General features: G+C 65.9%; 11 protein-coding genes. 4 read left to right on the top strand and 7 right to left on the bottom strand.

The annotated features are described in order from the left end of the window. The first annotated feature begins 206 nt into the window (after positions 1-206). Positions 207-1586, top strand: a complete 1380-nt coding sequence (locus tag ACQR1B_RS25555; protein ID WP_434834863.1) for an FAD-dependent oxidoreductase — start codon at positions 207-209, stop codon at positions 1584-1586. Between the two features lie 48 nt (positions 1587-1634). Beyond that, positions 1635-2411: a cyclase family protein gene (locus ACQR1B_RS25550; protein ID WP_434834864.1), complete on the top strand. Its 777-nt coding sequence runs from the start codon at positions 1635-1637 to the stop codon at positions 2409-2411. Positions 2412-2735: 324 nt separating this feature from the next. On the opposite strand, the gene ACQR1B_RS25545 is transcribed toward ACQR1B_RS25550, so the two are convergent. Continuing rightward, positions 2736-2960 carry a hypothetical protein gene (locus tag ACQR1B_RS25545; RefSeq protein WP_434834865.1) on the bottom strand — a complete coding sequence of 75 codons (225 nt, stop codon included), beginning with the start codon at positions 2958-2960 and terminating at the stop codon, positions 2736-2738. 542 nt (positions 2961-3502) lie between these two features. Here ACQR1B_RS25545 and ACQR1B_RS25540 point away from each other — a divergent pair. Next, a complete protein-coding gene (locus ACQR1B_RS25540) occupies positions 3503-4300 on the top strand; it encodes a fumarylacetoacetate hydrolase family protein (RefSeq protein ID WP_434834866.1) in 798 nt (265 codons plus the stop codon). A gap of 256 nt (positions 4301-4556) precedes the next feature. On the opposite strand, the gene ACQR1B_RS25535 is transcribed toward ACQR1B_RS25540, so the two are convergent. Further along, a complete protein-coding gene (locus ACQR1B_RS25535) occupies positions 4557-5495 on the bottom strand; it encodes an acetamidase/formamidase family protein (RefSeq protein ID WP_434834867.1) in 939 nt (312 codons plus the stop codon). A gap of 307 nt (positions 5496-5802) precedes the next feature. Here ACQR1B_RS25535 and ACQR1B_RS25530 point away from each other — a divergent pair, with 307 nt between their 5' ends. Further along, positions 5803-6177 (top strand): transposase, encoded by a 375-nt coding sequence (locus ACQR1B_RS25530; protein WP_434834868.1) that lies wholly within the window; start codon positions 5803-5805, stop codon positions 6175-6177. 71 nt (positions 6178-6248) lie between these two features. On the opposite strand, the gene ACQR1B_RS25525 is transcribed toward ACQR1B_RS25530, so the two are convergent. The 5 genes from ACQR1B_RS25525 to ACQR1B_RS25505 form a co-directional block, all read right to left on the bottom strand. Then, on the bottom strand, positions 6249-8582 hold the full coding sequence (locus ACQR1B_RS25525) for a molybdopterin cofactor-binding domain-containing protein (RefSeq protein WP_434834869.1): 2334 nt from the start codon (positions 8580-8582) through the stop codon (positions 6249-6251). A gap of 2 nt (positions 8583-8584) precedes the next feature. Further along, positions 8585-9037 carry a (2Fe-2S)-binding protein gene (locus tag ACQR1B_RS25520; protein WP_434834870.1) on the bottom strand — a complete coding sequence of 151 codons (453 nt, stop codon included), beginning with the start codon at positions 9035-9037 and terminating at the stop codon, positions 8585-8587. A 333-nt stretch (positions 9038-9370) separates the two neighbouring features. Beyond that, on the bottom strand, positions 9371-9934 hold the full coding sequence (gfa, locus tag ACQR1B_RS25515) for an S-(hydroxymethyl)glutathione synthase (RefSeq protein ID WP_434834871.1): 564 nt from the start codon (positions 9932-9934) through the stop codon (positions 9371-9373). A 33-nt stretch (positions 9935-9967) separates the two neighbouring features. After that, the gene (locus ACQR1B_RS25510; RefSeq protein WP_434834872.1) at positions 9968-11077 is read right to left on the bottom strand and encodes an S-(hydroxymethyl)glutathione dehydrogenase/class III alcohol dehydrogenase; all 1110 of its coding nucleotides are present in this window, start codon (positions 11075-11077) and stop codon (positions 9968-9970) included. A gap of 66 nt (positions 11078-11143) precedes the next feature. Next, positions 11144-11623, bottom strand: coding sequence for a c-type cytochrome, methanol metabolism-related (locus ACQR1B_RS25505; protein ID WP_434834932.1), 480 nt, complete (start codon positions 11621-11623; stop codon positions 11144-11146). Positions 11624-11636: the final 13 nt, after the last annotated feature.

Raw genomic sequence — 11636 nt, 5'->3', positions numbered from 1 at the left:
CCTCATGGTTCGAGACGCGCCCAAGGGGCGCTCCTCACCATGAGGGGCTGGTACCGAGGGCGGTCCTGCACACCGACCATGAACACGCCGAGAGGCGTGTTCATGGAGAGGATCGAGAGTCTTGCCGCAAACAAGATCCTCGTCCTGAGGAGCTCGCCGCAGGCGAGCGTCTCGAAGGACGGCCGCAAGCGTGGTGAGGGGCGCACATGAGCGGCATCGAAATCATCGACCGCGCGCCTGAGCTTGCCGTCGACTGCCTGATCATCGGCGCGGGCGCGGCTGGTCTCGTCGCGGCGCTGTCGGCGGTCGAGAGCGGCGAGAGCGTGCTGGTGCTGGAGCGCGACAGCATTCCGCAGGGCTCGACCGCGCTGTCGGCGGGACTGATCCCGGCGGCCGGCACGCGCTGGCAGGCGGCGCTCGGCATCGAGGATTGTCCGGCGCGCTTCGCCGCGGACATCCTGCACAAGGCGCATGATGAGCCCGACCCTGCGCTGGTGCAGCTCGTCACCACCACCATCGGCCCGACGCTCGAATGGCTGGCCGACCGGCACCAACTGCCGTTCTCGCTGGTCGACAATTTCAGCTATCCCGGTCACTCGCGCTATCGCATGCACGGCCTGCCCAGCCGCGCGGGGCGCGAACTGATCGACCGGCTGCGCACGGCGGCCGAAAGCGCCGGCATCGACATCCTCTGCGACGCGCATGCAACGACGCTGCTGGTCGACTCCGCCAAGCGCGTCGTCGGCGTGCGTTTCATCAGGCCCGACGGCAGCAGCGATGACATCGGCTGCGGCCGCTTGATCCTCGCCTGCAGCGGCTATGGCGGCAATCCGGCGCTGGTCGGCCGGCACATCCCGCAGATGGCGAGCGCGACCTATTTCGGCCATGTCGGCAACCAGGGCGATGCGCTTGTTTGGGGCGAGCATCTCGGCGCGGCGACGCGCGATCTCGGCGGCCATCAGGGCCACGGCTCGGTGGCGCATCCCGCCGGCATTCTCATCAGTTGGGCGACGATCACCGAAGGCGGCTTCCAGGTGAATGCGCGGGGGGAGCGCTTCTCCAACGAGGCCTCAGGCTATTCCGAGCAGGCGGCCCGCGTGCTGGCGCAGCCGGACGGCATTGCCTGGACCGTCTTCGATGCGCGTATCGCCGCCGTCGCCGCGCAATTCGAGGATTTTCGCAATGCCATGGCCCATGGCGCGGTGCTCGAAGCCGACGATATCGCGAGCCTTGCGGCCGCGATGCGCGTGCCGGCCGATGCGCTCGCGTCGAACTGCGATGAGGTCGGCGAGGCCAAGGCGCAGCAGCGCGTCGATCGCTTCGGCCGCAGCTTTGCCGGCGTGCCGCAGCTCGTGCCGCCCTATCGCGCGGTGAAGGTCACCGGCGCGCTGTTCCACACCCAGGGCGGCCTCGTCATCGATGACCGCGCGCGCGTCGTGCGCAAGGACGGCAGCGCGATCGACAATCTCCACGCCGCGGGCGGCGCCGCCTGTGGCGTCTCCGGGGCCGACGCCTCGGGCTATCTGTCCGGCAACGGCCTGCTGACCGCCGTGGCGCTTGGGCGCGTCGCGGGGCTGGCGCGCTGAGCGCGTCGGAGCGACACTGTCTCTCTCGACAACGAGAGAGGACCGCCCATGGCCCGCAAGCTGATCGACATCTCCGTGCCGCTGCAGAACGACGTGCCCGCCGATCCGCCGGGAACGCATCCGACGATCACCTACATCGACCACCAGCAGGGGCTGCCGCGCATGCTGCAGTTCTTCGAAGGGCTGAAGGCCGAGGATCTGCCGGACGGGCAGGGCTGGGCGGTCGAGCAGGTGAATCTCTCGACTCACAACGGTACGCATCTCGATGCCCCCTGGCATTTCCATCCGACCATGAACCGCGGCGAGCGCGCCTGGACCATCGACGAGGTGCCGCTGGAATGGTGCCTGCAGCCCGGCGTGAAGCTCGACTTCCGCCACTTCCCCGACGGCTATGTCGTGACGGCGAAAGACGTCGAAGAGGAGCTGAAGCGCATCGGCCACACGCTGTCGCCGCTGGAGATCGTCGTCGTCAACACCTCGGCCGGCGCGCGCTACGGCCAGGCCAACTACGTCAATTCCGGCTGCGGCATGGGCTATGAGGCGACGATGTATCTGCTGGAACGCGGCGTGCGCCTGACCGGCACCGACGGCTGGAGCTGGGATGCGCCGTTCGTGTTCACGGCCAAGCGATACGCCGAGACCCACGATGCTGCACTGATCTGGGAAGGCCATAAGGCGGGTCGCCACATCGGCTATTGCCACTTGGAGAAGCTGCACAATCTGGAGCAGCTGCCGTCGACCGGTTTCACCGTGTCGTGCTTCCCGGTCAAGATCGAGCGCGCCTCGGCCGGCTGGACGCGCGCGGTGGCGATCATCGAGGGGTGAGTGGGCAGGACGCTGAGTTCGCGTTGACCGGCGGACTTCGGAGGCGGAGGCCGGGCCCTCGCCCTTCGAGACGACCGCCTTGGGGCGGGCTTCTCAAGGTGAGGAGTGACGGGCGCGCGGGGCGATAGAGCGAGACGAACCCTCCATGAGCACGCTCTACGTGTTCATGGTCCGGTGTGCAGTGCCGCCTCGGCTTTTGAACCTCATGGTGAGGAGCGCGGTGCCGTACGCAGCCTGATGCGGGGCGAGACTGCCTCGGGCACGGCGCGTCTCGAACCATGAGGCCCGGCTATCACGCCCATCGCTGTCCTTGTGCGCAACGTATCACCCGTCCCTCGCTTCTTCTGGCAAATACCAAGGCGACGGGACCCGACGGGCGACTCGGTTCAGCGCCATGACCAGGTGCATCGCTGAGCCGCCGTCGCAGCCCCTTGCGAGAGCGCCCGACCGAATGCGCCAAAAAAGAAAATTCCGTTGCGCCCTCAGCATGATCACGCCTGTCCAGATCTCTCCTCGAAAATATTCAAGTTTCTTTTTATCGGAAATCATGATCTTCTCCCCTCATCCCGCCTCGTGCAGAGGGACGTACGCGTCGTCACGATACGGAGAGGTGGGGAGCGGTGGCCGCGGGTCTGTCAGGCGCTTTTGCGCGGACGAATGACAGCGCGCGGACGTTCAAGCCGTGTGGTCCTGGCGCCCCGATGCTGGCGTCAAGTTCGCGATGACGTTCGTGCGTCGTTGCTGATGACGGGGGCAAACAAGCCGGTCCCCGGGGAGAGCACGGAGCAGACGTTCCAACTATCGCGCAGGGAAGGCCGGGTCGTCCGGCTGACCTGTGGTACCTGCCGCCTGCATTTTTTGAGCAGGCGGGCCACGGGCCTCAGTCGAGGTCCGGTCTTCCCTGCGCCCTCGCGTCTCAGACGAGGGTCTCTATCATCCCTTCGGGCGCATGTTGCGCCGCGAGAGCGACGGCGCGTGAGCGCATGGTGGCGCTGGCATACTGGATATGCTTATCAGAAAGAGCGCGCCAAACTTGGCGCCCCCCAGACAAACAAGTGCCGTCCGCAACGGCTGATCCCAGGAGGAACCCAATGGCAGACACCTCACGCCGCAATCTTCTCGCCGGTGCCGGCAGCGTCGCTGCAGCGGCCGCGGTGTTGGCCGGCGCGCGCCCGGCGGCGGCCCAGGCCTGGCCGCAACCGATCTTCGCCGTGCCGGCGACCACCATTCCGATCGTCGGCGAGTCCAGCGTGTTCCCGGTCCGCCGCATCTATTGCATCGGCCGCAACTATGCGGCGCATGCGATCGAGCGCGGCTCCGATCCGAATCGCGAGCCGCCGTTCTTCTTCCAGAAGCCCACCGATGCCATTCAGAACGTCGCGGTCGGCGCGGTCGCCGATCATCCCTATCCGTCGCTGACCAGGAACTATCACCACGAGGTCGAGCTGGTCGCCGCGCTGAAATCCGGCGGCACCAACATCTCGCCTGAGCAGGCGCTCGACCACGTCTATGGCTACGCGCTCGGCCTCGACATGACCCGGCGCGACCTGCAGAACGGCATGGCGGCCGAGAAGAAGCCCTGGGAGATCGGCAAGAGTTTTGACCACGCCGCGGTCATCGGCCCGATCCACCCTGTGGCGAAGGTTGGCCACTTTACCAAGGGGGCAATCTCGCTCGCGGTGAACGGCACGATGCGGCAGAATTCCGATCTCACCAAGATGATCTGGAGCGTCGCCGAGCAGATCGCGAAACTCTCCGAGGCGTTCGAGCTCAAGGCCGGCGACATCATCTATTCCGGCACGCCGGAGAATGTCGGCCCGGTCGTCAAGGGCGACGTGCTCCTGTGCAAGCTCGACGGCCTGCCGGACATGTCGATCAGGATCGTCTGAGGTCGCGTCGAGTTGCCGAAATGGGACATGGCAGCACGGACGTCTGCCAATTAGTTACTCCGTCATGCCCGGGACAAGCCCGGGCATGACGACGTGGGAACAGACGGGCTCAATACGAAGAGCGTCACCTGCGATAGCCCTGCCGCACGCGGGGAGAGGCGGGCAGCGAGCACGCCTTGCCCGCACGCCTTCACCGCGACAGCCGATTGGTCGCAAGCTTGTCGCCGACAACAAGCCTCAGCCGGTCGAGGAGAACTCAGAGATACGACTTCGGCAGCAGCATGTGGATGCCCTTGTTGCCGTCGACCAGCTGGGTGACGCGCAGATTGCCGGCCAGCGAGCACAGCATGTAGGCCTGGTTGCGCGACAAATTGGTGCGGGCGCAGACGTGCTTGACCATCTCGCGCACGGCCTGCTTGGCGGCGTCGTCGAGATCCTCGTCGAGGCCGATCGACATCAAATGGGTGGCGTTCTCGGCGAACGGCCAAGTGATGTCCATGTCCTTGCGCACGGTGAGGCGGAAGCTGCCGGTGACGCCGGTCTCCAGCGCGGTGATGCAGACCTCGCCGTCGCCCTGCACGCCGTGGCCGTCACCGGCGAAGAACAGCGCGCCCTCGTTGAACACCGGCAGATACAGCGTGGTGCCTGGCCGCAGCTCCTTGTTGTCCATGTTGCCGCCGAAGCTGCGCGGCACCGGCGAGCCGCACCGTCCCCAGGCCGGCGGCGGCGCGGTGCCGATGATGCCGAAGAACGGATCGAGCGCGATCTCGGTGCCCCAGGGCATGATGCAGACCTGGCGCTCGTGATCGACCTTGGGATGGATGGTCTCGTAGTCGGTGAACTCGTCCGGCAGGGTGCCGAGCAAGGGCAGGATCGAGACGAAGCCCCAGTCCTGGCTGACCTTGCAACTGAGGATGTCGACCTGCAGCGTGTCGCCGGGCTGCGCGCCCTTCACATAGACGGGACCGGTGATGAAATGCGGCCCCGGGCCCTGGATCATGGTGTCGAGCGCAGTGAGATAGTTCGGAGGAACCAGGCTGCGGTCTTCAGGCAGCGTCTCCTTGCCGCCGGCCGGAAACGAATGCAGCGTCACGGTGTCGCCGGAGGCGACTTCGAGGACAGGGGGTGTCGCGCTGTCGAGATAGCCCCACACCATGCTCTCATGCGTCGCGGGAATCTCGTGGCGTTTCGACATCGGCTGGCTCCGTGGGGCTCGGTTGTGCCGACTGATATCAGGGCAGGACGTCGCAGCCGGCAATGCCAAAAACTGGTCAGGCTTGCTCACGTCACCGGCAGACTGAGACGGCCGAGCCGGATCGTGTCAATTTTGCCAATCGACCGCGATGCGCGGCCGGGGCGTGACGATCTCCGGTCGTCACACCTTGCCGCGATCGCGGTTGGCGCGTGCGGCGCGCCGCCGCGCGGGCCGGGTGCCCAGCCTCTATCTAGCTCATGGAAATCATGCGAGAATGCCGTGGTTGGCCGCGTGGGGGTCTGTGATCATGCGACGTTCCCTGCACACCGAGCACGAGATTCTGGTCCTGCTTTGCGAGGCGGAGTCGGGCGTGCCGATTGCCGAAATTTGCAGCACTGCCGGTGTGTCGTTGCGCACCTTCTATCGCTGGCGCCAGCGCTATGGCGGCCTCAGCAGTCCTGCCCTGCGTCATCTGAAGGAGCTGGAGATCGAGAACCAGCGGCTGCGCTCGCTGGTGACGAAGCTCGTCGAGGGCAAACCGCCTGCGACCACCGCCGGCAAGCCTGCGCCGGCGCCGCTGCGCCAGGATTGCGGCAGCACGCCGCATGGCGTTGCCGGCGCGCCGGGGCAGGGACGGGGCGCCGTGATCGGCCGCTACGCGTCGGTGCGCTACGGGCGCTGAATCGCTACTGCTTGGTTGAGTGGATCATCGGCCGGATCGCTCCGGCCGATGACCTTCTTGTATCGCTATTCTCAGGTTGCGAGCTGTTTGCCGATCGGCAGCGCGCGCAGGCGCTTGCCGGTGGCGGCAAAGATCGCGTTGGCGAGCGCCGGTGCGAATGGCGGCACGCCTGGCTCGCCAACACCGCTGGGCGGCGCGTCGGCATCGGCCGGCACGATGTGCACGTTGGTGACCAGGGGCGCCTCGTCGATTCGCACCACCGGGAAATCGTCGTAGTTGCGCTGCTGCACCCGGCCGTTCTTGAAGCTGATCTCGCCATATTTGGCGAGGCTCAGCCCCATGATCGCGGCGCCTTCGAGCTGCGAGGCGATGCGTTCCGGATTGACGAAAGTGCCGCAATCGATCGCGCTGTCGACCTGGTGCACGGTCAGCTTGCCCTTGTCGTCGACCTCGACCTCCACGATGGTGGCGATGTAGCTGACGAAGCTGCGATGGGCGGCGATGCCGAGGCCGCGGCCCTTGGCGACCTTGCGGCCCCAATTGCCCTTCTCGGCCACGAATTCGACGACGCGGCGCAGCCGCCCCGTATCGATCGGGTAGCTTTCATAGGGCTCGCCGTAGTTCCAGAGATCCTTCACCGAGGCGAGCTTGACGACGCGCGGACTGCCGATCAGCTCGAGCAGCATCTCCTTCTGGTCGCGGCCGGTGGCGTTGGCAATCTCGCCGACCATCGACTGCACGGCGAAGGCGCGCGGAATGTTCGACACCGAGCGGAACCAGCCGATGCGGGTCATCGCCTTGGCCGCCGGGTTCTCGCACTGGATGTTGGCGATCTCGAACGGCATGTCGACGAGGCCCATGCCGAGCTCGAACGGCGCGGCATGATCGGCGCCGGCCGCGAAGGTCGACAGGATGGTCGGCGCGACGCTGCGATGACGCCAGGCGACCACCTTGCCGCTCTTGTCGAGCCCGGCTTCGATGCGCTCCACCGAGACGGTGTGCAGGAAGTCGTGCTGGATGTCGTCGTCACGCGTCCACTGCACCTTGACCGGCGCGCCAAGTTCCTTGGAGAGCAGGGCGGCTTCGAGTGCGAAGTCGCATTTCGATTTGCGGCCGAATCCGCCGCCGAGCAGGGTGACGTTGACGGTCACGTTCTCGATCGGGATCTGCAAGGTCTTGGCGACATCCTCGCGGGTTCCGCCGGGGCTCTGCACCGGCGCCCAGATCTCCGCCTTGTCGCCCTTGACGTCGGCAACCGCAACCGGCGGCTCCATGCTGGCATGGGCGAAATGCGGCAGGTAGTACTCGCCGGTGATGACCTTGTCGGCGGTCTTCAACGCGGCCTCCGCATCACCTTCCTGGCGGACGACGAGGCCCGGCTGCCGGGCCGCAGCTTCGAGCTCGGCGCGATAGGCGACCGAGTCGTAGGCCGCATTGGCGCCGTCGTCCCATTCGATCTTGAGCGCGTCGCGGCCCTTGATCGCTGCACCGGTGTTGCGGGCGATCACCGCGACGCCGCCGAGCGGCTGGAACTTGGACGGCCACGGCCAGCCCTTGACCTCGAGCACCTGCTCGACGCCGGAGACCTTCATCGCCTCCGCCTGGTCGAACGACTTGACCTTGCCGCCGGTCACCGGCGGCCGCGCGATGACGGCGTATTTCATGCCGGGCAACCGCACATCGGCACCGTAGCGCGCCTTGCCGACGGTGATGTCGCGGAGATCGACGATACTGACCTGGCCCTCGCCGAGATAGCGGAAGTCCTTTGGCGACTTCAACTGCACGGTTTCGATCGCGGGCACCGGCTCCTTGGCCGCGTCGGCGGCGAGGTCGCCAAAGCCGAGGCGTTTGCCGCTCGCGCTGTGCACGACCTCATGATTGACGGCCTTCACCTCGCTTGCGGGCACGCCGAGACGCTTGGCCGCGGCAGCTTCGAGCATCGCCCGTGCCAAGGCGCCGATCTGGCGCATCGGCAGCAGATAGTGCCGCGTGCTGCGCGAGCCATCGGTGTCCTGGTTGCCGAATTTCACCTCGTCGCCGGGCGCCTGCACGACGCGGACGCGCGACCAGTCGGCTTCCATCTCCTCCGCCACGATCAGCGGCAGGCTGGTGCGCACGCCCGTGCCCATCTCGGAGCGATGCGCGAGGATCGAGACGATGCCGTCGGGCGCGATCGAGACGAACACGTTGGGATCGACCACGGTGCCATGTGGCATCTTGCCGGCGCCGGTCTCATAGGTGGCGAAGGCCGGACGCGACAGCAGGGGGGCGGCGAGCACGAAGCCGCCTGCGAGTCCCAGCGTCTGCAGGATGGCGCGGCGCGAGACGTTTTCGACCTTGAGATGGCGCTCGAAGCCGCGGCGCGAGGCAGACTTTGCGATATCGGGATTTGCGATGATGGTCATGATCACACCCCCGTCGAGGCGAGATGAACGGCGTTTTCGATGCGCTGATAGCAGCCGCAGCGGCAGATGTTGCCGGCCATGGCATCCCTGATCTGGTCGTGCGACGGTTTTGGATTTTCGTTGAGCAGCGCGGCGGCCTGCATGATCTGCCCGGCCTGGCAGAAGCCGCATTGCGGCACGTTGACCTGCCGCCACGCCTTCTGCACCGGATGGTCGCCGGTCGGATGCAGGCCCTCGATGGTCGTGACCTCGCGGCCCGCGACGTCCGACAGCGCCGTGATGCAGGACCGCGCAGCTTCCTTGTCGATCATCACGGTGCAGGCGCCGCACAGCGCCTGGCCGCAGCCATATTTGCTGCCGGTCAGTCCGAGCTCATCGCGCAGATACCACAGCAGCGGCAGGCTCGGATCGCCGTCCCAGGCCTGTTCCTGTCCGTTGATTTTCACCTTGATCATGATCGCCCTCGCTCTGTCGGACCGATGGTCCTAGGTACTGATCTCTGGTGGACGCGCGCGGGACCACATGTCCTGGATGCACGCGCCGGCTCAATTGAGAATTGTCGGAGAACGGACAATGATAGCAGAACGAGAACAGCATCGGTCTACACAGGCGCGTGTAGTTCCGCGCCTTTCGTGAGCCGCGTGCAGGTGCGAGCACCGCAAGGCAGATGCGGCGCGAGTCCATATGCACCGCAAAAAGAAAGAATGCCTCGCCGGCACGGAGGCAGGCGAGGCACCAAGTCTTCAGGAAGGAACGCTTTGGTTGATACGCTTGGTCCGCGGCGGCCGTCAGGCCGCCTTCGCTTTCGCCACGTGGGTGGCAATCGCATCCATCAGAGCCGGCGACAGGCAGTCATAGGGCTCGAGCCCCAGTTCCTTCAGCCGCGCCCGAATCTCGCCCATCTGCTCCGGCTTCACGCCCGACTCGATCACCGAGGAGACGAAGGCGGCAAAGCCCGGCGCCGCCGACCCCTGCTCCTGGAACAGCTCGGGATGAATGAAGTCGAGGCCGTAGAACGGATGACCCGTGTTCTCGATGCGGCCGTACATGTGCGTGCCGCAGCCGGTGCAGGCATAGCGCTGGATCACGGCCGAGGCATCGACGATCTTGAGCTTGTCGCCGTTCTCCAGCACCGTGACGTTCTGCCGGGGCACGACGGCGACCACGGAGAAGGTCGCGCCGGACGGCTTCCAGCACTTGGTGCAGCCGCACGCATGATTGTGCGCGACATCGCCCTGGATGCCGACCTTCACCGGCCGGTCCTGGCATTTGCAGACCAGCGTGCCGCCGGCGAAGTGGCCGCTTCCTTGTTTGACGCCGTTATCGACGGACGGATGGATGTGGACAGTCATGGTGCAATCCTCCTCAGTTTTGCGTGGCTCGGGTCAGAACACGACGACGGAACGGATCGATTTGCCCTCATGCATCAGCTCGAAGCCCTTATTGATGTCTTCGAGCTTCAGCGTGTGGGTAATCATCGGGTCGATCTCGATCTTCCCGTTCATGTACCAGTCGACGATCTTGGGGACGTCGGTGCGCCCGCGCGCGCCGCCGAACGCGGTGCCTTTCCAGACGCGACCGGTCACGAGCTGGAATGGACGGGTCGCGATTTCCTTGCCGGCTTCGGCGACGCCGATGATGATCGATTCGCCCCAGCCGCGATGGCAGGCTTCGAGCGCCTGGCGCATCACCGTGGTGTTGCCGGTGCAGTCGAAGGTGTAGTCGGCGCCGCCATCGGTGAGCGCGACCAGATGCTGGACGATGTCGCCGGTCACCTTCTTCGGGTTGACGAAATGGGTCATGCCGAAGCGGCGGCCCCATTCCTCCTTGCTGTCATTGACGTCGACGCCGACGATCTTGTCGGCCCCCGCCATCCGCGCCCCCTGAAGCACGTTGAGACCGATGCCGCCGAGGCCGAAGACGATGACGTTCGAGCCGGGCGTGACCTTCGCCGTGTTGACGACGGCCCCGACGCCGGTGGTCACGCCGCAGCCGATGTAGCAGCTCTTGTCGAACGGCGCGTCCTCGCGGATCTTGGCGACCGCGATCTCCGGCAGCACCGTGAAGTTGGAGAAGGTCGAGCAGCCCATGTAATGGTAGATGGTCTGGCCCTTGTAGCTGAAGCGCGAGGTGCCGTCCGGCATCAGGCCCTTGCCCTGCGTGGCCCGGATCGCGGTGCAGAGATTGGTCTTGCGGCTGAGGCAGCTCTTGCACTGGCGGCATTCCGGCGTGTAGAGCGGAATGACGTGGTCGCCGGGCTTCACCGAGGTCACGCCGGGGCCGACCTCGCGGACGATGCCCGCGCCCTCATGGCCGAGGATCGAGGGAAAGATGCCCTCGCTGTCGAAGCCATCGAGCGTATAGGCGTCGGTATGGCAGATGCCGGTCGCCTTGATCTCGACCAGCACCTCGCCGGCCTTCGGCCCTTCGAGGTCGATCTCGACGATCTCCAGCGGTTTCTTGGCTTCGAAAGCGACCGCGGCGCGCGTCTTCATGTCTCAAACTCCTGTTTCAGTCTCTTGGGCCCGCGACGCTGCTCAGGTCACGGTCCCCATCGTCGGTCATTTTTTGCCCATGCAGGCGTTCTCCGCCTCCGTATAGGCGGGCGGCTTGTCCTCATGCTTTGCCGGGCGAACGCGTCCCACCGCGTCATTGCCGCGGGCGCGCAGGTAGATGTAGAGGTCGTCCATGTAGCAGGCCACGTTCGGATTGTCGCCGAAAGCCGGCATGACGTTTTCCTGGGCCGTACTGACATTCTTGCGGCCGCTGGCGATGACACCGATGAAATCGCCGTAGCTCAGGTTCTTGACCGAATCCTTGAGCGCGGGCGCATAGGTGGATCCCATGCCGTCGGGGCCGTGGCAGACATGGCATTCGGAGTGGTAGCGGCGGTAGCCGGAATAGGTGTACCAGTCGACCGTTCCATCGGCGGCCACCTTGTAGGTCGGATCGCCATCCTTGTCGAAGTACTTTCCGTCTTCGGACTTGACGGCCGTTGGGTCTCCCGGACCTTCCGCCCAGGCTTTGTCGGCGACAGTCATCCCGACGGTTGCC

This window comes from Bradyrhizobium oligotrophicum (genome assembly GCF_051168495.1).
In the GTDB taxonomy this organism is placed as follows: Bacteria; Pseudomonadota; Alphaproteobacteria; order Rhizobiales; family Xanthobacteraceae; genus Bradyrhizobium; species Bradyrhizobium oligotrophicum_A.
Note: the sequence above shows the minus strand (reverse complement) of the source record. Positions and strands in the feature narration are given on the sequence as shown.

What these genes read in the sequence shown, in the direction of transcription:
- ACQR1B_RS25535 (WP_434834867.1), bottom strand. Translation starts at nt 5,495, where the DNA reads ATGTCGAAACGCCACGAGATTCCCGCGACGCATGAGAGCATGGTGTGG.
- ACQR1B_RS25555 (WP_434834863.1), top strand. Translation starts at nt 207, where the DNA reads ATGAGCGGCATCGAAATCATCGACCGCGCGCCTGAGCTTGCCGTCGAC.
- ACQR1B_RS25510 (WP_434834872.1), bottom strand. Translation starts at nt 11,077, where the DNA reads ATGAAGACGCGCGCCGCGGTCGCTTTCGAAGCCAAGAAACCGCTGGAG.
- ACQR1B_RS25505 (WP_434834932.1), bottom strand. Translation starts at nt 11,623, where the DNA reads ATGACTGTCGCCGACAAAGCCTGGGCGGAAGGTCCGGGAGACCCAACG.
- ACQR1B_RS25525 (WP_434834869.1), bottom strand. Translation starts at nt 8,582, where the DNA reads ATGACCATCATCGCAAATCCCGATATCGCAAAGTCTGCCTCGCGCCGC.
- ACQR1B_RS25545 (WP_434834865.1), bottom strand. Translation starts at nt 2,960, where the DNA reads ATGATTTCCGATAAAAAGAAACTTGAATATTTTCGAGGAGAGATCTGG.
- ACQR1B_RS25530 (WP_434834868.1), top strand. Translation starts at nt 5,803, where the DNA reads ATGCGACGTTCCCTGCACACCGAGCACGAGATTCTGGTCCTGCTTTGC.
- ACQR1B_RS25550 (WP_434834864.1), top strand. Translation starts at nt 1,635, where the DNA reads ATGGCCCGCAAGCTGATCGACATCTCCGTGCCGCTGCAGAACGACGTG.
- ACQR1B_RS25540 (WP_434834866.1), top strand. Translation starts at nt 3,503, where the DNA reads ATGGCAGACACCTCACGCCGCAATCTTCTCGCCGGTGCCGGCAGCGTC.
- ACQR1B_RS25520 (WP_434834870.1), bottom strand. Translation starts at nt 9,037, where the DNA reads ATGATCAAGGTGAAAATCAACGGACAGGAACAGGCCTGGGACGGCGAT.
- gfa (WP_434834871.1), bottom strand. Translation starts at nt 9,934, where the DNA reads ATGACTGTCCACATCCATCCGTCCGTCGATAACGGCGTCAAACAAGGA.